The 21582-nt window shown below is 42.9% G+C and carries 24 protein-coding genes and 1 tRNA gene; 16 read left to right on the top strand and 9 right to left on the bottom strand.

Annotated elements, in window-relative coordinates; all coding sequences use genetic code 11:
* Positions 1–472: 472 nt before the first annotated feature.
* A complete protein-coding gene (gene lysA / locus C5470_RS17490; protein WP_166290964.1) occupies positions 473–1753 on the bottom strand; it encodes a diaminopimelate decarboxylase in 1281 nt (426 codons plus the stop codon).
* A 124-nt stretch (positions 1754–1877) separates the two neighbouring features.
* Here lysA and C5470_RS17485 point away from each other — a divergent pair, with 124 nt between their 5' ends.
* Positions 1878–2813, top strand: coding sequence for a LysR family transcriptional regulator (locus C5470_RS17485; protein WP_036849955.1), 936 nt, complete (start codon positions 1878–1880; stop codon positions 2811–2813).
* Here the strand turns inward: C5470_RS17485 and C5470_RS17480 are convergent.
* The gene (locus tag C5470_RS17480; RefSeq protein WP_166290962.1) at positions 2796–3710 is read right to left on the bottom strand and encodes a LysR family transcriptional regulator; all 915 of its coding nucleotides are present in this window, start codon (positions 3708–3710) and stop codon (positions 2796–2798) included. The genes C5470_RS17485 and C5470_RS17480 overlap by 18 nt on opposite strands.
* A 105-nt stretch (positions 3711–3815) precedes the next feature.
* Here C5470_RS17480 and C5470_RS17475 point away from each other — a divergent pair, with 105 nt between their 5' ends.
* Together C5470_RS17475 and C5470_RS17470 are read left to right on the top strand one after the other, a co-directional pair.
* A complete protein-coding gene (locus tag C5470_RS17475) occupies positions 3816–4700 on the top strand; it encodes an MBL fold metallo-hydrolase (protein WP_036849960.1) in 885 nt (294 codons plus the stop codon).
* Positions 4701–4731: 31 nt separating this feature from the next.
* On the top strand, positions 4732–5373 hold the full coding sequence (locus C5470_RS17470) for a DsbA family protein (protein WP_166290960.1): 642 nt from the start codon (positions 4732–4734) through the stop codon (positions 5371–5373).
* 35 nt (positions 5374–5408) lie between these two features.
* Here the strand turns inward: C5470_RS17470 and C5470_RS17465 are convergent, their stop codons facing one another.
* Entirely contained in the window at positions 5409–6095 is a 687-nt protein-coding gene (locus C5470_RS17465; RefSeq protein WP_166290959.1) for a prepilin peptidase, read from the bottom strand.
* A 288-nt stretch (positions 6096–6383) separates the two neighbouring features.
* Between C5470_RS17465 and rsmE the strand changes: the two genes are divergently transcribed.
* From rsmE to ruvX, 4 genes are all read left to right on the top strand, one after another.
* Complete coding sequence (rsmE, locus tag C5470_RS17460) at positions 6384–7115, top strand: 16S rRNA (uracil(1498)-N(3))-methyltransferase (RefSeq protein ID WP_036849964.1); 732 nt, start codon at positions 6384–6386, stop codon at positions 7113–7115.
* 9 nt (positions 7116–7124) lie between these two features.
* Positions 7125–8075 carry a glutathione synthase gene (gene gshB, locus C5470_RS17455; RefSeq protein WP_166290957.1) on the top strand — a complete coding sequence of 317 codons (951 nt, stop codon included), beginning with the start codon at positions 7125–7127 and terminating at the stop codon, positions 8073–8075.
* Positions 8076–8183: 108 nt separating this feature from the next.
* Positions 8184–8747: a YqgE/AlgH family protein gene (locus C5470_RS17450; RefSeq protein WP_036849968.1), complete on the top strand. Its 564-nt coding sequence runs from the start codon at positions 8184–8186 to the stop codon at positions 8745–8747.
* A complete protein-coding gene (gene ruvX, locus C5470_RS17445; RefSeq protein WP_036849970.1) occupies positions 8748–9167 on the top strand; it encodes a Holliday junction resolvase RuvX in 420 nt (139 codons plus the stop codon). It abuts the gene before it with no gap.
* Positions 9168–9209: 42 nt separating this feature from the next.
* On the opposite strand, the gene C5470_RS17440 is transcribed toward ruvX, so the two are convergent.
* Entirely contained in the window at positions 9210–10229 is a 1020-nt protein-coding gene (locus C5470_RS17440; protein WP_036849972.1) for a type IV pilus twitching motility protein PilT, read from the bottom strand.
* A gap of 21 nt (positions 10230–10250) precedes the next feature.
* Here C5470_RS17440 and C5470_RS17435 point away from each other — a divergent pair, with 21 nt between their 5' ends.
* From C5470_RS17435 to hemW, 5 genes are read left to right on the top strand one after another with little or no spacing between them, the layout of a single operon-like run.
* Positions 10251–10946: a YggS family pyridoxal phosphate-dependent enzyme gene (locus C5470_RS17435; protein ID WP_166290955.1), complete on the top strand. Its 696-nt coding sequence runs from the start codon at positions 10251–10253 to the stop codon at positions 10944–10946.
* 25 nt (positions 10947–10971) lie between these two features.
* Complete coding sequence (proC, locus tag C5470_RS17430; protein WP_166290953.1) at positions 10972–11793, top strand: pyrroline-5-carboxylate reductase; 822 nt, start codon at positions 10972–10974, stop codon at positions 11791–11793.
* 19 nt (positions 11794–11812) lie between these two features.
* Positions 11813–12361 carry a YggT family protein gene (locus tag C5470_RS17425; protein WP_036849977.1) on the top strand — a complete coding sequence of 183 codons (549 nt, stop codon included), beginning with the start codon at positions 11813–11815 and terminating at the stop codon, positions 12359–12361.
* 26 nt (positions 12362–12387) lie between these two features.
* Positions 12388–12981 carry an XTP/dITP diphosphatase gene (locus tag C5470_RS17420; RefSeq protein ID WP_036849979.1) on the top strand — a complete coding sequence of 198 codons (594 nt, stop codon included), beginning with the start codon at positions 12388–12390 and terminating at the stop codon, positions 12979–12981.
* Entirely contained in the window at positions 12974–14104 is a 1131-nt protein-coding gene (hemW, locus tag C5470_RS17415) for a radical SAM family heme chaperone HemW (protein WP_166290951.1), read from the top strand. The genes C5470_RS17420 and hemW overlap by 8 nt, the downstream gene beginning before the upstream one ends.
* 494 nt (positions 14105–14598) lie before the next feature.
* Here hemW and C5470_RS17410 read toward each other — a convergent pair whose 3' ends face one another.
* The 5 genes from C5470_RS17410 to trmB all read right to left on the bottom strand — a co-directional run bounded on the left by C5470_RS17410 (position 14599) and on the right by trmB (position 18469).
* Complete coding sequence (locus C5470_RS17410) at positions 14599–15549, bottom strand: siderophore ABC transporter substrate-binding protein (protein WP_166290949.1); 951 nt, start codon at positions 15547–15549, stop codon at positions 14599–14601.
* Positions 15550–15665: 116 nt separating this feature from the next.
* Complete coding sequence (locus tag C5470_RS17405) at positions 15666–16388, bottom strand: YggN family protein (RefSeq protein WP_036849986.1); 723 nt, start codon at positions 16386–16388, stop codon at positions 15666–15668.
* A gap of 28 nt (positions 16389–16416) precedes the next feature.
* Entirely contained in the window at positions 16417–17343 is a 927-nt protein-coding gene (gene glsB, locus C5470_RS17400; protein ID WP_166290947.1) for a glutaminase B, read from the bottom strand.
* An 80-nt stretch (positions 17344–17423) separates the two neighbouring features.
* Complete coding sequence (locus tag C5470_RS17395) at positions 17424–17750, bottom strand: YggL family protein (protein ID WP_036849990.1); 327 nt, start codon at positions 17748–17750, stop codon at positions 17424–17426.
* Positions 17750–18469: a tRNA (guanosine(46)-N7)-methyltransferase TrmB gene (gene trmB / locus C5470_RS17390; RefSeq protein WP_166290945.1), complete on the bottom strand. Its 720-nt coding sequence runs from the start codon at positions 18467–18469 to the stop codon at positions 17750–17752. Before trmB ends, C5470_RS17395 begins: the two co-directional genes overlap by 1 nt.
* A 241-nt stretch (positions 18470–18710) precedes the next feature.
* Between trmB and mutY the strand changes: the two genes are divergently transcribed.
* The 4 genes from mutY (at position 18711) to C5470_RS17370 (ending at position 21427) form a co-directional block, all read left to right on the top strand.
* Entirely contained in the window at positions 18711–19751 is a 1041-nt protein-coding gene (mutY, locus tag C5470_RS17385; protein ID WP_166290943.1) for an A/G-specific adenine glycosylase, read from the top strand.
* A 30-nt stretch (positions 19752–19781) separates the two neighbouring features.
* Positions 19782–20054, top strand: a complete 273-nt coding sequence (locus C5470_RS17380; RefSeq protein WP_036849997.1) for an oxidative damage protection protein — start codon at positions 19782–19784, stop codon at positions 20052–20054.
* A gap of 63 nt (positions 20055–20117) precedes the next feature.
* Positions 20118–21191 carry a membrane-bound lytic murein transglycosylase MltC gene (mltC, locus tag C5470_RS17375; protein ID WP_166290941.1) on the top strand — a complete coding sequence of 358 codons (1074 nt, stop codon included), beginning with the start codon at positions 20118–20120 and terminating at the stop codon, positions 21189–21191.
* 160 nt (positions 21192–21351) lie between these two features.
* Positions 21352–21427: transfer RNA gene (locus C5470_RS17370), tRNA-Phe, on the top strand.
* Positions 21428–21582 lie beyond the last annotated feature (155 nt).

The following is a 21582-nucleotide window of genomic DNA, read 5'->3' as shown; positions in this document are numbered from 1 at the left end:
CCGAGTTGCCAATGTTCTTTTCCCCCAAGAGACATAAGCATTAACAAAGTCGATTTTTGTTTCTTATTTTCCACTGATGGATTTATTATGGATAGGTTTTCAATTACTATTCAAGGTCATTATTTTAACGCCCGGGTTTAATCGGCATAAGGTTTTAACGATTTTCTTCCACTTTTTCGCCTGCTTTTTATTAAACTTAATCATCAGGGATATCGTGTTTTACGTTTAAAAAACATTAATAACACTCGCTTTCTATCTTTGTAAACCAACCAGTAAATAGCCTAATGAGATAAAGATACCCCTTTATGTTTTTTCGGATAATCATATTTTTTTCAGGGCATTAACCCTACCAAATTAACCGTTCTATCCCTTTTTTATAATGCTTTTTAAGGAAACTCTGTTGGATTGACAGGATTAAGGGATAGGTTTAAGTCTACGGTCTGGGACGATACCTTAGAGTATCGCCCATATTTCACGACACAGATGCAAAAGATACCTCTTCCAACGCTAATAACTCTTCAATCGTTTGACGACGGCGAATCAATTGAGGTTTGCCATTAATAAACAGCACTTCGGAGATAAGCGGACGGCTATTGTAATTAGAAGACATTGACGCACCATAAGCACCGGTATCATGAAAAACCAGATAATCGCCAACCTGAACAGGTGGCAACATTCTTGGCGCAACCCCACCACCTTCAACCTGTGTAAAAACATCACCTGATTCACATAACGGACCTGCGACTAACGTTTCCTGCAATGGATGCTGTTCAAGCTGGCGCCCATCAGCAGGCAAAACCGAAATATGGTGATAACTGCCATACATTGCCGGACGCATTAAATCATTGAATCCTGCATCCACCAGCACATAATGACGGCTTCCCATCTGTTTAACAGCCCGAACTTCTGTCATCAGAATGCCGGATTCTGCAACCAAAAATCTCCCCGGTTCAATTTCCAGCTCAACTTTATGGCCCAAATGTTGCTCAATTCTTTTACGGGCATCATCCCACAGCCCAAAATAGTGAGCGATATCGATCTGTTCATCTCCCTGCCGATAAGGAGTCGATAAACCACCACCAGCTGAAATTGCCTGAATATCTTCACCGCAGAGAATAACCTGTTCAACCATTGCATCGCACACACTCGCAAGGTGTTGATAATCAACACCAGAACCGATATGCATATGCAAACCAAGCAATTTCAATCCATAGTGCCGTATTTTCTCAATTGCCAGTGGGAGATCCTGATACCAAATACCATGTTTGCTGTTTTCACCACCAGTATTGGTTTTCTGGCTATGACCATGACCAAACCCAGGGTTAATCCGCAACCATACCGGATGCCCTTTTTGACATTGACCAATCTGCTCCAGCATATCAATAGAACCCGCATTAACCGGAATATCCAGTTCAGTTACCTGTCTAAGCGTTGGAACATCTATCAAATCAGCAGTAAAAACGATTTCTGCCATTTCTTGGCCTGGACGAAACCCAGCCCGCAAAGCACGCTCAATTTCACCCAGTGAAACCGCATCAACTTTCACACCATACTCACGCATAAGACGCAAAATATGAGTATTAGAGCAAGCTTTCTGCGCAAACCGAACCACATCAAACTGACGTAACATTCTGATTCTTTGGATAATCGTTTCGCTATCATAAACCCATAACGGAGCACCATACGTTTCTGGCAGACAGCTCAGATTTTCTGGTATCAGATCAGAACGACTATTACGGATAAAGGTACTCATTATGGGTTCTCTCACAAAATCAGCAGATAACCCATTATTAGCAGTAAAAAACAGGAATAAAAATATCTGTTTCGCTATAGTCTATTCATCTGTGATATAGAGTTATCAACTAAAGGAGTCATCTATGTCTGCTTGTTCATGGCGCCATATTGAAATATTCCACGCGGTAATGACGGCAAAAAATCTGACAGAAGCGGCGGTTTTATTACAAACTTCACAACCGACCGTCAGCCGTGAATTAGCACGATTCGAACATCTGATAAAATTCAAACTGTTTGACCGGGTAAAAGGCCGCCTGCATCCGACAGCACAAGGATTACGCCTTTTTGAAGAAGTTCAGCGCTCTTATTATGGACTTGAAAGAATCATGAATGCAGCTGACAGTATCCGTAAATTTCAACACGCTCAACTTTCTATTACCTGCCTGCCGGTATTTTCACAATCCTTATTACCTAAAGTTTGTCACAACTTCACCCGCCAATACCCTGAGGCTAATTTAACCATCATTCCACAAGAATCACCGCTATTGGAAGAGTGGCTCTCAGCTCAGCGTCATGATCTTGGCCTGACCGAACATTTGCAAACACCACCCGGTACACAAAGAGAAACACTGATCACGCTGAATGAAATTTGCGTATTGCCCGCAGTTCATCCACTTAGTCATAAATCATTACTGACGCCAGAAGATTTCAGTGGGCAAAATTTTATCAGTCTTTCGATAACAGACAGCTACCGTCAACTTATTGATGGAATCTTCGCAGAGCACCATATTCACCGCCGAATGATTATGGAAACTCACAGTGCCGCATCAGTCTGTGCCATGGTGCGGGAAGGCATCGGCGTTTCTATTGTCAACCCACTGACCGTACTCGATTATCTGGACTACCACGGCGAAGCTGAAATATGCGCCCGCCCGTTTAGTATTAACATTCCTTTTACTGTCAGCCTGATCAAACCCATTCACCGCCCTTCTTCCACCCCAGTCGATGCTTTTATTGAACACCTGAAAGCACAGATTGCCCTATTTCCTCAGAAACTCAAGTTAGCTTTTCAGCATTAATTTTTGCCAGTATGGAGAAGAAGCAAACCATTCCACCAAAAAATCCAGTAATGCCCTGAGCGTTGCCGGCATATTTTGACGACTGGCATAAATACCATAAATACCCATGGCCTGAGGTTGATATTCCGGCAACAACTGAATCAGTTTGCCTGATGCCAGATGAGAAGCAACAGAATAATAAGGTTGCATAGCGATTCCCGCACCTTGCAATGTTGCTTCCATTAAGACAATGGATTCATTAGCGCTCAAAGTTCCGCTAACAGGAACAGAATATTTTTCCCCCTGACGTTCAAACAACCAAAGACTTTTGCCAAAGAAGTTATAAGTCATACAGTTATGCAACACCAAATCAGCGGGCTTATGAGGGATCATTTTTCCTGCCAGATAGGAAGGAGCGGCACAAACAACAGAGTGACAAGTCGATAACGGTCTGGCAATCAAATTCGGTTCCAGATTATTCGTGATCCGTAACGCCAAATCTATCCGCTCTTCGACCAAGTTTATTGCCTTATTACTCATCTGCATATCAATAGCTATCTGAGGATAAATTTGCATAAACTCAGGAATAGCCACAGACAGTGCGCTCATTGCCAGAGACTGAGAACTGCTTATCCGCAAAAGACCACTAAGCTCTTGAGCTACTACTGGTTGATGGACAGGTATCTCTTCCGCCAATTGCAACAGCTTACGGCTGCGCTGATAGGCGATCTCTCCCGCTGATGTCAGGCTGATCTTTCTGGTTGTACGATGTAACAGGCGTACTCCCGCCCATTTCTCCATTTCAGCCAAATAGCGCGACACCATTGCCCGCGACATATCTAACCGTTCCGATGCAGCAATCATGCTGCCTTGTTCTACAATTATAGTGAACACTTGCGCAGCAGTGACTCTATCCATCAATTAGCTCGATTTATGCAACAAATAATTGCCAATTATGCGGTTTTTCCATCGAAAAACGCAACTTATTATAAGCCCCATTGACACAACATCAGGAATTCAATCATGACTCGCAAAACAACATTAAATATTGCGCTGGCTGGTATCCTTTCTTTAGGTACCATCTCTCTGGCACAAGCCGCTGATCTAAAACTGGATGTTTATAATCCAGGTGAAAAAAGCATATTTCCCGTCTCTTCTGAAATCATTAGTGGTGATAAAGAAGTTGTACTGATCGATGCTCAGTTCCAAAAAAATGATGCTGAAGCACTGGTCAAAAGAATTAAGGATACCGGTAAGAAACTGACAACCATCTATATCAGTCAGTCCGATCCTGATTTCTACTTCGGTCTTGATACCCTGACCAACGCGTTCCCTGATGCAAAAATCATTGCATCACCAGAAACAATCAAAGAAATCAACCATACTAAAGATGGCAAACTGACTTATTGGGGAGGTGTCCTGAAAGAACAGGCCCCCAAAAAAGTTATCGTGCCGCAACCGCTGGAAGGTAACACTTTTACAGTTGATGGTGAAAAGCTGATCGTCGAAGGTCTTGATGGCCCCGCGGCTGACCGTACTTTCGTTTGGATACCAAAGCTGAAAGCGGTAGTCGGTGGCGTCACCGTTTCAGGCAACATTCATGTCTGGATGGCTGATACACAGACTAAAGCATCCCGGAAGAATTGGATGCAAACGTTGGATCGTATCAAAGAACTGAAACCTACCATTGTGGTGCCGGGACATTTCGTTGGTAACGCACCAATGACATTGGAATCAGTCAAGTTCACGCAAAAATACCTGACTATTTTTGAGAAAGAATTACCAAAAGCGAAAGATTCAAAAGCGCTGATAGCGGCAATGGAAAAGCACTATCCAAAACTTGGAGACAAATCCAGCCTCGAACTGAGTGCCAAAGTACTGAAAGGCGAAATGAAGTGGCCTCAATAAGTCAATTAACTATTTTTCAGGAATAAGTAATATGCCCGGAATGACTCTGCATTATATCTATGATCCACTATGTGGCTGGTGTTATGGCGTTTCTTCTCTCATACAGGCCGCAAAAGAGGTCGCGAATGTAAGAATTGAATTACATGGCGGCGGAATGCTGACGGGTGATAACAAACGCCAAATCGACAGCACATGGCGTGACTATATCCTTAATCAGGATAAACGGATCGCAAGCCTTACCGGGCAAGTTTTCAGCGAGCAATATGTTGCACTGTTAAACGATAACTCACTGATTATGGATTCATTACCACCAATATCAGCCATTCTTGCGGCAGAAAAGTTGGCTGGTAAAGGTGTCGAAATGTTACTGACGGTACAAAAAGCGCATTATGTTCGTGGATTAAAAATCAGCGAAACTGAAACATTATTGAATTTAGCAAATGAATTACAGCTTGATTCAGAACAGTTCCAGCAAGCGCTGACACTGAATAATGAATCAGAAAGTCTCCAGCATATCAGGAACAGCCGTGAACTATTGGCAAAAGTTGGCGGCTCGGGTTTCCCTACCTTTATTCAGGAAAATGACAGAAACGAGCTATCCGTTATTTCTCTTGATAAATATCTGGGACAGCCAAAACGTTGGCAAGATGCTCTGATTCATTCTCAGTTTTAATACCACAACTCTAACTACTGGCGCCCATACCTTATTCAATTATTGGGCACCATCCACGATAATCCATCAACTCCCTGTAAATTCAAATAGAGCATTATGATCGCAGAAATGGCGATATATGGGCCAAAAGCGACAGGTGCCTGATAATTTCCCCGTAATTTCCACATCCATAAGCACCCAATAATGCCAAACAATGAAGATAGGAGCATTAATAAAGGAATTGCGCCAATTCCCAACCAAGCACTAACTGCCGCCATTAACTTAAAATCACCATACCCGATCCCCTCTTTGTGATTGATAATTTTGAACAACCAATAGAGCGACCATAAAATCAAATAACCTGCAACCGCGCCTGTTACAGCGTGTTCAATAGGCACAAAAGTTTTATTCAAATTCAATAATAAACCTAACCATAAAAGTGGATAATTTATTATATCTGGCAACAATTGAATTTTTATATCAATAAAAGAAAGTATAATTAGCATCCAAATAAATATTAAAACAACATATAAATGAAAACCCAATGGAAGATAAATAACAAAAAAAGCAGTTATAAACAGTGTAACTAATTCAACCTGAAAATAACCAAAAGCTATTTTATCATATCCATAAATAATTTCAGGAAACACCGATATCACTTTATTTAAAGTAATTCCTGCTGTTATTCCAATAGAAACAGCCAGAATAACAATCATTACATTAACGCCAGCAAAATAAAACATATTTAATTTCAGCCAATTACATTAAAAACATCTTAATTGAAGAATAGAAGCAATTCCTATTATACTTTCGACACAATAAGATAATAATAAAAACGCCCACATTAAAACAACAAAATAAATAGAGAACATTCAAATAAGAGATAAATCTGCGAGCAGACTCGCAACATTTATTCAGAGATAAAAACCGGTATCAGAGATAACTTGATAATTGGCTTGAGCCTACCTTATCATAACACCATTATTTATTGCCTTATGTACAGCTATACCCCGCAGGAAGGAAAGAAGAACATGCGTATACCCCGCATTTATCACCCGGAATTACTCTCATCTGACACTGAAATTTATTTGAGTGATGAGGCAGCCAACCATGTCGGGCGGGTACTCAGAATGAGTAACGGTCAACAGTTACAACTGTTTGATGGCAGTAATCAGATCTTCAATGCTGAAATTACCGAAGCCAATAAGAAATCTGTCAAAGTTCATATTAACAATAGTGAACTTGCCGATAACGAATCACCACTTAATCTGCATCTGGGGCAAGTCATATCCCGCGGTGAGAAAATGGAATTTACCATTCAAAAATCTGTAGAGTTAGGGGTGAATGTTATCACACCTTTAATTTCTGAACGCTGTGGTGTCAAACTGGATGGAGAACGGCTGGCTAAAAAACTTCAGCAATGGCAAAAAATTGCCATTGCTGCCTGTGAGCAATGTTGCCGTAATCGCATACCTGAAATTCGTCCGGTGATGCAACTTGAACACTGGTGTGCAGAAAATGATGGCAGTTTAAAATTAAATTTACATCCACGCGCCAGCCAAAGCATCAATACCCTGCCTTTACCTGTGGAAAAAGTACGTTTACTTATTGGCCCGGAAGGTGGCTTATCAATAGATGAAATTGCTATGACAGCTCATTACCAATTTACTGATATCCTGTTAGGACCACGTGTCTTAAGAACAGAAACGACAGCGCTTACCGCAATTACTGCATTACAAGTGCGTTTCGGCGATTTGGGTTAAGGAGAAAGAATGATCAAACTCGGAATAGTGATGGATCCCATTTCATCCATCAAAATCAAGAAAGACACCAGTTTTGCTATGCTGTTGGAAGCGCAACGCCGCAGCTGGGAACTTCATTATATGGAGATGAGCGATCTCTATCTGCACCAAGGGGAAGCCCGCGCACGTACCCGCCTATTGCAAGTAGAAAATAATCCACAGCAATGGTATCAATTCGATAGAGAACAAGATCTGGCACTGGAAACACTGGATGTCATCCTGATGCGTAAAGACCCTCCATTTGATACTGAGTACATTTACGCCACTTACATTCTCGAGCGCGCTGAAGAGAAAGGTACGCTTATCGTCAATAAACCACAAAGCCTACGCGATTGTAACGAAAAACTCTTCACAGCCTGGTTCCCTGATTTAACACCAGACACATTAGTGACCCGCAATGCTGCTCACCTGCGTGAATTCCATCAAAAGCATGGTGATGTCATCTTTAAACCGCTGGATGGCATGGGTGGCGCGTCTATATTCCGCCTGAAAAAAGAGGATCCAAACGTCGGCGTGATTATTGAAACCCTGACAGAACACGGCAATCGCTTCTGCATGGCACAGAATTTCTTACCTGCTATAAAAGAAGGCGACAAACGGATATTAATTGTCGATGGAGAACCTGTTCCTTATTGTCTGGCCCGCATTCCAGCCCAAGGCGAAACCCGTGGTAACCTTGCTGCCGGTGGTCGTGGTGAAGCGCGTCCGCTTTCAGAAAGTGACTGGGCTATAGCCAGAGCTGTTGCGCCAACGTTAAAAGAAAAAGGGTTAATTTTTGTTGGACTGGACATTATCGGTGACAGATTGACTGAAATTAATGTCACCAGCCCAACCTGTGCACGCGAGATAGAGGCAGCTTTCCCTGATATTTCAATAACCGGCATGTTGATGAATGCGATTGAAAAACGATTGGAGAAATAAAAAGCTCTTTTCGTTAATTTTCCTGTCAAGGTTTGTCATTTGCACTTTTAGCCCACATACTGTGGGCTAAATAATCCTTAAATAGCCAGGTTAATTACCAAAAACAAAATGAATCTACAGCACCATTTTCTTATCGCCATGCCCACATTATCTGATTCCTACTTCAAACGCTCAGTTGTTTACGTTTGTGAACACAACGAAAACGGGGCAATGGGATTGGTGATAAATAAACCAATTGAACAAATCTCTGTTCGGAAAGTTCTACAAAAACTGAAAATTTCACCGGAAGATAGGGATGAAAGTATCAGCCTAAACAAACCGGTCATGACAGGTGGCCCTCTTGCCGAAGATCATGGTTTTATATTGCACACACCACAACCAGGTTTCAGTTCAAGTATCAAAATTTCCGATGACACGATGATCACCACATCCAAAGATGTGCTTGAAACCCTGGGTACGCCACGCCAACCAAAACAGATATTAGTCACGCTGGGGTATGCAAGTTGGGAAAAGGGGCAACTTGAAAAAGAGATAATGGAAAATAGCTGGCTCACCGCAAACGCTGATCCACATATTATTTTCAACTCACCCATTGCAGATCGCTGGCGTGAAGCCGCATCTTTGCTTGGTATCAATATCTATAATATTGCTCCACAGGCAGGACATGCATAGATGGGTAACCGCACAATAATGGCCTTCGATTTTGGTACCCGCAGTATCGGCGCAGCTATCGGGCAGGAAATTACGGGTACCGCCAGAGCATTGACCTCGTTTAAAGCCACAGATGGTATCCCCAATTGGCAGCAAATCGAAAAATTACTTAAAGAGTGGCAGCCAGATCTGGTTATTGTTGGTCTTCCCCTCAATATGGATGGCACTGAGCAACTTGTAACAACACAGGCACGTAAATTTGCAAACCGGCTTCATGGCCGGTTTGGTGTACAAATTGAACTCCAGGATGAACGCCTGACAACGATTGAAGCCCGCGCTCATCTGTTTGACCGTGGAGGCTACAAAGCTTTAGATAAAGGTAAAGTCGATGCTGCATCCGCTGTTATTATTCTGGAAAGCTGGTTCGAGCTGCACTATTAAGCTATCAACTAACAATAACTGCGGATCAACTAACAACAACGATTAACTGCTAACCTCCGTCTGCTCAGCCAATAATCCCTGTAATTTACGCTGCTGCCAGCCTTGCTCATAGGTTTGCATTCCACTGGCAGCACCTGTCTGCATAAGCGTTGTTATTTGATGATTTTTTCCTTCCCGTATCAGATGACTGACCGCCTGATTAACCACCAACACTTCATACACGGCAATCCGCCCTCCATCCTGTGCAGAAACCAATTGCTGCGCTATCACAGCCTTCAAACTCCCTGCAAGCTGACTACGTACCCATCCTTTTTCTTCCGCCGAAAATATATCTACCAGCCGATCAATTGCTTGTACTGCGCCTCTGGTATGCAAAGTTGAAAATACCAAATGCCCTGTTTCTGCCGCAGTTAATGCCAGACGTATTGTCTCCTTATCCCGTAGCTCACCCAACAGCAATACATCAGGATCCTGCCGAAGAGCACCTTTCAGCGCTTCCTGATAGCTGGAAGAGTCCAATCCGATTTGTCGTTGTTGTATCAGACAATTGCGGCTGTGGTGGATAAATTCCACAGGATCTTCCAATGTAATAATGTGCTGACAACAATGACTGTTCAGCATATCCACAATGGCGGTTAAGGTTGTCGATTTCCCACTGCCTGTGGCACCAGTCACCAGAATCAATCCACTTTCTTCCCGCAAAATCATTTCCCGGATAATTTCAGGCGCTTTTAGCTGTTCCAGAGTTGGGCACTGCGAACTAATTAAGCGCAGAACGACTGACAGCCCCGATTGCTGACGAAAAATGTTGCCTCTCAATCGTTGGTGGTTTTCTGTCTCCATCGCAAAATCCACATGTCCACAAACTAATAGCTGTTCTAACTGATATTCTGATAGAAACTGCCTGCTCCACTCTTCCAGCAAAGCATTATTTACAGATGACAGTTGAGTTTGTGGATAAAGCACACCATTTATACGTAATACAGGAGCTTGCCCAACACAAAGATGCAGATCTGAAGCATTATGCTTTACACTAAGGGCCACTAGCTTATCCATATTCATTTTTTAATCTCCTGAGTCACTATGAACAATATTGAACAAAATTTACAAGATGTCAGGACCCACATAGCCGTTGCCGCACAAAAATGCGAACGCGCTCCAGAAGAAATTACTCTGCTTGCAGTCAGTAAAACCAAGCCTGTGGAAGATATCGAAAAAGCAATCGTTGCCGGCCAGCGCCAGTTTGGTGAGAATTACGTACAGGAAGGGGTAGAAAAAATTGTTTATTTTGCAAATCGTAATGATTTGATATGGCACTTTATCGGTCCGTTACAGTCTAATAAAAGCCGTCTGGTAGCAGAAAATTTTAACTGGTGCCATACCGTTGACCGTCTGAAAATAGCACAACGTCTAAACGAACAACGCCCGGAAGGAATGGAACCACTGAATATTCTTATCCAAATAAATATCAGTGATGAACAGAGTAAATCAGGTATTCAACTTGCTGAACTCTCCACTTTGGCAGCCGAAATAAGCAAACTGTCGAACGTGAAACTACGCGGTTTAATGGCAATCCCCGCACCGGAGCCCAACTATGAACGCCAATTAGTGGTTTTCAGGCAAATGGAACAGGCTTTCTTTAACCTGAAAACTCAATATCCTCAAATAGATACCCTTTCAATGGGGATGACTGATGATATGGCTGCTGCCATTAATTGTGGTTCCACATTAGTACGGATCGGGACGGCAATTTTCGGTGCACGTCAGTATCACAACTAACCATATCAATGCTACGAGGTATTTAATGGAAAAACGTAAAATTACTTTTATTGGTGCAGGTAATATGGCTCACGCCATCATTGCCGGATTAGTAAAAGGAGGCTACCCTGCGGAGCTGATTAATGTTTGCGCTCCTGGCAATGCTCGCCGCGATGTACTGGCAAAGGAGTATGACGTCAATAGCAGCAGTGATAATATTCGCTGCGCACAGGAAGCCGATGTTGTTGTTATGGCGGTAAAACCGCAAGTGATGGCAGATGTCTGCCAGCCGCTAAAGAAGCAGGTGGATTTCAGTAACAAATTAATTCTGTCTATCGCAACAGGAATTTCTGTTGCACGCTTTAAAGTTTTATTACAAGACAAACTCAACATTGTCCGAATCATGCCAAACACCCCAGCATTAGTTGGTCAGGGGTTGAGTGGATTATTCGCGCCTGAGCAAGTCAGTCAGTCTGACCGTGATTTCACTCAAGCATTGATGAACAGCGTCGGTAAAACCCACTGGGTAAAGGATGAAAACGGCATCAATGATATTATCGCTATAGCAAGTAGTGCCCCTGCTTATTTCTTCCTGTTTATGGAATCAATGCAACAGGAGGCAGAACGCCTAGGTTTTGACAGTGAAACAGCCCGTGAAATCGTTTTGCAAACAGCAACCGGTTCTGCGGCGCTGGCCGCATCAAATGCAGATCTCCCTTTTGCAACCCTGCGCGAGCAGGTAACATCTAAAGGTGGTACCACTGCGGAAGCATTGCGCATTTTTTATGAAAGCAAATTGCCGGAAATCGTATCCAGTGCCATGCAGGCAGCTATTCGCCGCGCACAGGAAATAGAAAAACAATTTTAATTTTTATCAGGGCTGCTAAATGCAATTTTTAACTTTTATTCTGTTCACCATTCTGGATTTATACATCGTTGTTTTATTACTTCGTGTATGGATGCAATGGGCCCGTTGTGATTTTTACAACCCATTTGCCCAGTTTGTCGTGAAAATTACTCAGCCGGTCGTTCGGCCACTGCGCCGTGTGCTCCCGGCTATTGGCCCGCTTGATACCGCTTCTGTTGTTGTGGCCTATGCTCTGGTGCTGCTTAAATTAACCATGCAACTCTGGTTCAGTACCGGTGCATTTGCCTTCCTCACGCTTTTCATCCCTATCGGGTTAATTGAACTGCTGACAGCCGCAGGCAAGCTGGTATTTTGGCTGGTGCTAGCGCGTGCTCTGTTAAGCTGGATAAGCCAGGGCCGCAACCCGATTGACTATGCTCTGATGCAACTGACAGAGCCATTGATGGCACCTATCCGCCGTATTATTCCAGCAATGGGTGGCCTTGATTTCTCCGCAATGATCGTCATTTTGATCCTCTACGCGCTGAACTATCTCCGCGCTGATGTTCTCTCATGGCTGATACAGTAAATAAGAATTAAATTGGGTTCAAAATAATGCAAAAAGTTGTTCTGGCAACCGGCAACCTCGGAAAAGTTCGTGAACTGGCGCAATTACTGGCTGATTTTGGTCTGGATATCGTTGCTCAAACTGAATTAGGCGTAGATTCTGCCGAAGAAACTGGGCTGACATTTATTGAAAATGCCATTCTTAAAGCCCGTCACGCGGCACAAATCACCGGCCTGCCAGCGATTGCTGATGATTCTGGTTTATCCGTAGATATCCTTGGCGGCGCTCCAGGCATCTATTCAGCCCGTTATGCGGGTGAAAGTGCCACCGATCAGCAAAATCTGGCAAAGCTGTTGGATACGATGAAAGATATTCCTAATGATCAACGCCAGGCTCAGTTTAACTGTGTTCTGGTTTATATACGCCACGCAGAAGATCCCACACCTCTGGTATTTCATGGCCGCTGGCCGGGGATTATTGCCCATGAACCTGCCGGTAATGGCGGGTTTGGTTACGATCCCATCTTCTACGTACCGGAATTAGGCTGTACTGCGGCTGAGTTAAGTGGTGAGCAAAAAAATGCCGTGTCACACCGCGGTCAAGCACTGAAAATGATGTTGGATACATTACGTAATGCTTAAGCTTCCACCACTGAGTCTTTATATCCATATTCCGTGGTGTGTACAAAAGTGTCCTTACTGTGATTTCAACTCCCATGCATTAAAAGGTGATGTTCCACATCAGGAATATGTTGACCATTTATTAGCAGATCTGAAAGCGGATCTGCCAATGGTCAACGGCCGGGAAATCACCACTATCTTTATTGGTGGTGGAACTCCCAGTCTGCTCAGTTCACAAGGGATGCAACAATTACTGGACGGTGTTCGTACTCTCCTGCCGGTATCGCCGCAAGCTGAAATTACTATGGAAGCCAACCCGGGTACAGTGGAAGCCGACCGTTTCAGTGGTTATCAGCAAGCCGGCATTAACCGAATATCCATTGGCGTCCAGAGCTTCAGCCCGGATAAACTGGTACGTCTTGGCCGTATTCACGGGCCGGATGAAGCCAAACGGGCAGCACATTTAGCCGCCAGCCTGAGGCTACGTAGTTTTAATCTGGATTTGATGCACGGTTTGCCAAACCAAAGCCTTGATGAAGCACTGGATGACTTACGTCAGGCAATTGCGTTATCACTACCGCACCTTTCGTGGTATCAACTGACTATTGAGCCGAATACCAGCTTTGGTTCCCGCCCTCCGGTTCTGCCTGACGATGATGCTTTGTGGGATATTTTTTCACAAGGGCATCAATTGCTGACAGCAGCAGGTTATCAGCAATACGAAACTTCTGCTTATGCCAAACCAGGCTATCAATGCCAGCATAATCTCAATTACTGGCGTTTTGGCGATTATCTTGGTATTGGTTGTGGCGCTCATGGAAAAATCACATTTGAAGATGGCCGTATTCTGCGTACAGTAAAAACCAAACATCCTCGCGGATATATGCAGGGGCGCTATCTGGATAAACAGCATCAGGTAGAAAATGAAGATCGGCCATTTGAATTTTTTATGAACCGCTTCCGTTTACTGGAAGCTATGCCAAAACAAGATTTCAGTGATTTCACCGGATTATCGGAAAGTTCAATCCGCAATCAAATTGATCAAGCCTTAGCAGCAGGTTATCTTTCTGAAACAACGACACATTGGCAAATTACGCAGAAAGGGAAACTGTTCTTGAATTCATTATTGGAACTGTTTATTTAATGCAAAAACTGCCTTCGAAAAATTCAGCTCCATAAAGATCATCTTGTGCATAAACTCGATACCACCATTGGTTTCGAGTTTATGCATAGCTGTGCTTAAATAAGCATAATTTTTGGATCAAGAAAGCTAATAATCGGCAGAAAACTATTATATTGTTATAGTATCTCTGCAATCATAAATTAAATAATATATAATTCACAACTCAATGAAATTATAAATATTTAAATAAAAACTTATCATTTAATTCAACAATAAAAAGCCAACATATAGAAAAAGTTAACGAATAATCACGGTCCTGTAATTTAAATTGTGTAATTGCCTGTTTTTGATATATTCCTTCCAATATAAACATCTGGAATTAAATCTGACAGTCACCGGTAATATTAACTGTCAAACTAACAGCCTATCCCATTAAGGCTACTGGGATAGGCTCTAAGACAACACATTATCGAACTTCAATCACAGCCCAAATTCAACATGACAAAAGCGGCTGATTAAATGGCATCCTCAACAGCTTTAATTTGTGCTGCCAGACTTTCCAAACCACCACCAGATAAATACCACAGATCAGATTTAAGATAAGTAATTTTGCTATTCTTATATGCAGAAGTAGATTTTACTTTATCATCTTCAAACTGTACTTTATCAAGTTTACCGGCACCAATTGCTTCGCTGCGATCAATAATGAGAATCACATCTGGATTGGCCTGAGCAATCATGTCGGAAGTCACCACAATGCGTTTGGTTTTATCCTCACCAGCCGGAATAGGCACTTCCGCTTTCTGTGCCTTAACCACATCAAACACGACGCTCTGGTTATTCAGCATTAATTTATCTGCGTTATGCAATAATACTAAAACCTGAGCACCAGAAGCTTTAGCTTTATCCTGAACTTTAGCAATTGTTTTTTCCAATTCAACAATCTGCTCTTTCACTTCATTTTGCTTACTAAACAACTCACCTAATAATTTCAGGTTACTTTCAACTGAAACCAGATAATTTTTACTATCAGTTCCCAGATTAACGGTTGGCGCTATTTTTGACAAACGTTCATAGAAAGGCCCTTGGCGGGCGGTGATAACGATCAGATCGGGTTTAATTTGCGCCAACTTTTCCAAATTCGGCTCTTTTATACCCCCGGCACTTTCTACCCCTTTAGGCAAATTATTGCGGAGATATTCAGGTGTATAACCAGTAGGTAGTGCAATAACCCGATCTGACAAGCCTAATTTAGCCAATGAATCATAAGTACCGAAATCAAATAAAACGACCTTCTGAGGATCCCTTTTGACATCCGTTTCACCAGAAAGATGTTTCACTGTGATTCTATCGCCAACCTGGGAAGCAACAGCATTTGGAGTGAATACAGCAGATGTCTGACTAAATACGGAATGGCTTGCAACAACAAATAATGAAGCCAGAACGACAGGGATTATCTTTTTCATATATCGCGCTCCAAGAAAGGATATTAGTAACAATCTGCATTCTAGGTGGCGGGAAAAATATGTCAATCTAAATAAGAATCAATTTCAAATTGATTCTTATTTGTAATTATTGGGGATTACTTAATAGAATTCAGTAATTCAATTCTTTGTTGTTCAAGGCCGCTGACTTTACCACAAACCTCTTTACCAAAACGCTGGAAATCTTCTTCCTGAGTTTTCCATTCAGCTTTCAAATTATTCTGCAACCCACCTAAGCTACCAAGCAAAGATTGCAATGCCTGATTATTATCACCATTCAAACTGAATTGTTTATTACCAATCTCATTAATGCTGTCTTGTAACACGCCACCAAGGCTCTGTTCAATTAAGCTACGGCTCTCTTTTTCAACCTGTTTAATCGCCTGATGATGAAATGCTATACCCTCTGAGCGGGTTTCAATAATTCGGCTTATCTGTTTATTAAGCCCTGATTCAAGATCAGACAACCGGCTACGCACATTACTGTCCTTCCCCATAGTCTCCACCACCACTTTATCCAAAGATTTACGGGCAGTTATTAGATGGTTACTGGTTTCTTGCTTAATCCAGGGCAAATCCTGCCGCAAAGCTCGCTGATAATGTTGTGCTTTCCGACGCTGTTCCGTATTTAAGTTCAGATTCTTACCATCACGGATAACCGAACCATCAGGTGAAATCTGGAGATTACCGCTTGCTCCCACAACCTGAACAGATTGAGAAGTAATAATAATGTCATTCTGCGGATTTACCTGGCATTCATAACCAGCCTGAGCCTGAGCAACAAATAGCAAAGATACAGCAATGATAGTTTTGCGTAACATATTTTCTCCTAAGAAAACCACCTGAAAGTTAAAAAACGGATCGCCCGACACGATCGGCTAACAGTTCTAAGGCAGCACAACCCGCTAAAGAGTTCCCCGATCGATCCAATTCCGGTGACCAGACAGCAACCGTCAACTCTCCCGGCACAACACATACGATCCCACCACCAACGCCAGATTTTCCCGGCATACCAATCCTGAATGCAAATTCACCGGAACCATCATACATACCACAGGTCATCATCAACGCATTAATCTGTCGTGCCTGACGCGGGCTTAAGATCTGCTGTTCAGAACCTATCGTGCTTCCCTGATTAGCCAAATAAACGAAACACTTGGCAAGTTCAATACAGTTCATTTTCAAAGCACAATAATGGAAATAAGTTTGCAGTACAGCAAGCACATCGTTATCGAAATTACCGAAGGATTTCATCAGATAGGCAATTGCCGCATTTCGATGAGAATGTTCCATTTCAGAACGGGCAACTTTGTTGTCGTAACAGATATCAGGGCAACCAGCAAGTTTACGTACAACCTCCAACATGCGTTGCTTAGGTGCGCTCAACCGCGACTGCAACATGTCACACACAATTAACGCACCCGCGTTAATAAAAGGGTTACGGGGTTTGCCTTTTTCCAGTTCTAACTGAACTAATGAATTAAATGGCTGACCGGAAGGCTCCTGTCCGACCCGCTGCCAGATTTCCTGTTCCTGATAACGTGTCATCGCTAAGGTCAGGCTCAATATCTTAGAAATAGATTGAATCGAAAAACGCTTCTCAGCATCTCCGGCATGAAATATCTGCCCATCAATGGTGCAAATAGCTATTGCCAGATTATCAGCAGGAACTTCTGCCAATGCAGGAATATAACTTGCCACTTTCCCTTGGCCAATCAGGGGGCGAACTTGTCGCAAAATATCCGACAATAACGTGTTAGAAAACGTTGTACTCACTGATTTTACTCCTGACAGGGACACCTATTAAAGGTGCCCCTGTTGTTATTCACTCAGGCTATTTTACAGCGATATGTTATTCAATCCCACCAAACATCAAACAGTTCAGAGGTCATGACATCTTCCATACCACGATCCGTCAGCCATTTCTCAACCAATTGGCGGTGTTCTTCTGTACACATACCAACTTTTTGCAGGCAGATTAAACCCTCCCAATGCAGGTAACCACTGGCATCCAGCGCTAAACCATTAGATTCAATCAGCTCATCAATAAATGCATCAACAGTGCTGTCAATAACATCTATAGGTGTATTCGACGGGAAGCTCCACTTAACAGAAAAGCCCATTTCTTTGAATTCATCAATATGCATCTTTTTACGCAAACGACGACTGCGGTTTTTAGCCATTACTTAACCCTCTTAAACATGATATCCCACACGCCATGCCCCAACCGCTGACCGCGCAATTCAAATTTCGTTACCGGGCGTGAAGATGGACGCGAAACATAATCACCATTCTCAGACAAATTAAGGTAATTATCTACGCCATTCATCACTTCCAACATATGTTCAGCATATGGCTGCCAATCAGTCGCCATATGGAATACACCACCCACGTTCAACTTACTTTTTATCAGTTCAGCAAATGGCGGCTGGACAATCCTGCGTTTATTATGGCGCGCTTTATGCCACGGATCCGGAAAGAAAAGCTGTACCATTTCCAGACTGTTTTCCGGGATCATTTTTTCCAACACTTCAATAGCGTCATGACACATCACCCGCAAGTTACTGATATTTTCACCTTCAGCAGAAGCCAGGCAAGCACCAACACCAGGTACATGAACTTCAATCCCAAGAAAGTTTTTTTCGGGATTCTGGCTTGCCATAGTGACAAGTGATGCTCCCATGCCAAAACCAATTTCCAGTACAATGGGGGCTTCACGCCCAAAAAGTGTCGCCATATCCAGCTTTTCCGCCTGATATTCAACACCCACTTTTGGCCAGAGATCATCAAGTGCTTGTTGCTGACGATTAGTTAACCTGCCTTGACGACGAACAAAACTCCTAACACGGCGCAATGGCCTGCCATTTTCATCAAATTCCGGCGAAATTACGTTATTTATCATGATATTTCTGTCAGTTTTAAAGGCGTTTATTCAGGCGCTTATGGCTGCTTTACCGGCAAACCACCTAAAGAGAGCGCATTATCCAAAGATGGGCGATTTTAGCAAGTCCAATAGTGACAAGTACAATTTTAATCCCAGATTGGGCAGTGCCGCGAAAACAAAGTTCCGGTTTACAGCGAGGTAACACTATGTTGCAATCCTGTTCACGAAACACTGATATTCCCTAAAGATAATTATCCCAATGATGGAAGCAAAGCAATTCTCTAAAGTGGTACTGGATTGGTACCATCGTTACGGTCGTAAAACCCTGCCTTGGCAACTGGAAAAAACGTCTTATCACGTCTGGCTTTCAGAAGTGATGTTGCAACAAACCCAGGTTGCAACAGTCATTCCCTATTTTCAGCGCTTTATTTCACGTTTTCCTGATGTAGCTTCGCTTGCTGCCGCACCGCTTGATGAAGTTCTTCATTTATGGACCGGTCTTGGTTACTACGCCCGCGCCCGTAATTTACATAAAGCAGCGCAACAGATTGTGGAACGACATCATGACGAATTCCCAACAACATTTGATGATGTTGTTGCCCTGCCTGGCGTCGGCCGTTCAACCGCCGGTGCAATCCTTTCGCTTTCTCAGGGTAAGCATTTCCCGATTCTTGATGGCAATGTTAAGCGAGTATTGGCCCGCTGTTATGCAGTAGAAGGTTGGCCGGGTAAAAAAGAGGTTGAAAGTCACCTCTGGCAAATCAGCACCAATGTAACGCCAGCAAAAGAAGTGGAATATTTTAATCAGGCTATGATGGATTTAGGGGCAATGGTTTGCACCCGTAGCAAGCCAAAATGTGAAATCTGCCCATTAAAGCAGGGATGTATCGCCTATGCTAACCATAGCTGGACAAAATACCCGGGTAAAAAACCTAAGCAGAGCATTCCTGAAAAAACAGCTTATTTCCTGCTGATGCAGAATGACAACACGGTCTGGCTGGAACAGCGCCCACCAACGGGGATCTGGGGGGGATTATTCGCATTTCCTCAGTTTGAAAGCTTGGATTTGTTGAATAGCTGGCTGGAACAATCCGGTATTTCTCACAGTAAACATGAGCAACTAACCGCATTCCGCCACACATTTAGCCATTTTCATCTGGATATTGTGCCGATAAAAATAAATATTTTATCTTTTGCCGCTTGCATGGATGAAAATAGAGGACTTTGGTATAACTTACAGCAACCCGCGACTGTTGGGCTGGCAGCACCAGTTGAATATCTGTTGCAACAACTGAGCTGAATCCCATACCCGCTATTTTGAGGATTTATTATGAGCAGAACTGTTTTTTGTACTTTCTTACAACGTGAAGCCAAGGGGCTGGATTTTCAGCTTTATCCGGGAGAGTTGGGCAAACGCATTTTCAATGAAATTTCCAAAGAAGCATGGGGACAGTGGATGAGTAAACAAACCATGCTGATCAATGAGAAAAAACTTAGCACCATGAATCCGGAAGATCGTAAATTGCTTGAACAGGAAATGGTTAAATTTCTGTTCGAAGGCCATGATATTCAAATTGACGGATATACCCCACCAGAAAAATAATATTCAGCTTTCATCAGAGCCGCTGGCTCTGATGTTGTATTCAACACCAGATGGCAATGTAAGATGAAAAAACTGTTAGCGCTGTTTGTTATTGCCCCACTGCTCGTTTCCTGTACCAGTACTAAAGATACCAAATACAACGAAAAATATATAAAAGACACTAATGGCTTTGATATTTTGATGGGCCAATTTGCCCACAACATTGAAAACATTTGGGGGTTGCACGAAGTATTAATTGCAGGCCCAAAAGATTACGTCAAATATACCGATCAATACCAGACCCGCAGCCATATCAACTTTGAGGCCGGAACGATCACTATTGAGACAATTTCTCCGACAGACCCCACAACATATTTGAGCAAGGCCATTATCACCACCTTATTAATGGGTGATGATCCAGGTTCTGTCGATCTCTATTCTGATATTAACGACATTCAGATCAGTAAAGAACCCTTTCTTTACGGGCAGGTTATGGACAATAACGGCCAGCCGATCCGTTGGGAATGGCGGGCAACACATTTTGCAGATTATCTGCTTACCAACAAATTACAAAAACGCCAATCTGGTTTACATGTTATTTGGTCTGTCACTATGCAACTGGTACCAAACCATTTAGATAAACGCGCTCATAAATATTTACCACTGATTCGCCAAGCTTCCATCAAATATGGTATAGATGAATCTCTGATTTTGGCAATCATGCAAATAGAATCCAGCTTTAACCCATATGCCGTCAGCCGCTCTGATGCACTTGGACTGATGCAGGTTGTACAACATACCGCTGGCCGTGATGTCTTTAAGATGAAAGGCAAAGCAGGCCAACCAAGCCGTAGTTATCTATTTGATCCAGAAAATAATATTGATGCCGGCACGGCATACTTATCGATATTACAAAACAGTTACCTAGGTGGCATTACTAACGCAACTTCCCGCCGTTATGCGGTGATAACCGCTTACAATGGCGGTGCAGGCAGTGTATTACGGGTATTCTCCAGCGATAAGAAAAAAGCGGCTCAAATCATCAACAGCATGGCACCGGGTGATATTTATGAAACCCTGACAACTAAACACCCATCGGCAGAATCACGCCGCTACTTGATGAAAGTCAATACTGCCCAGAAAGGCTATCATCATTGAAACATTAAAATATTAAGAAAATAACGGAGAGCAATTTTTCTACTCTTCGTTATTTTTTTGCCTATATTTTTAACTAATCGAGTGATTTCAAAGCACAAATCACTATTTCAAAAGAAATATATTGACGGGTTCTACCGAATACGGTTTAATGCGCCCCGTTGCCCGGATAGCTCAGTCGGTAGAGCAGAGGATTGAAAATCCTCGTGTCGGTGGTTCGATTCCGCCTCCGGGCACCATATCAAAGTGCGCTTGTTGGGAGATGAAACTCAACAACCACCGACTAAAGTCGGTGGGTTAGTGATTAACGGACTGAAAGTCCGGATACGCATCGGCTGAACGATGCGTCAATTGTCCATCCTGAAGTTATCATCCGGGTTTGGTTCAAAATGAT

The organism is Photorhabdus stackebrandtii (assembly GCF_011189495.1).
In the GTDB taxonomy this organism is placed as follows: domain Bacteria; phylum Pseudomonadota; class Gammaproteobacteria; order Enterobacterales; family Enterobacteriaceae; genus Photorhabdus; species Photorhabdus khanii.
This window is presented reverse-complemented; position numbering and strand designations above follow the sequence as displayed.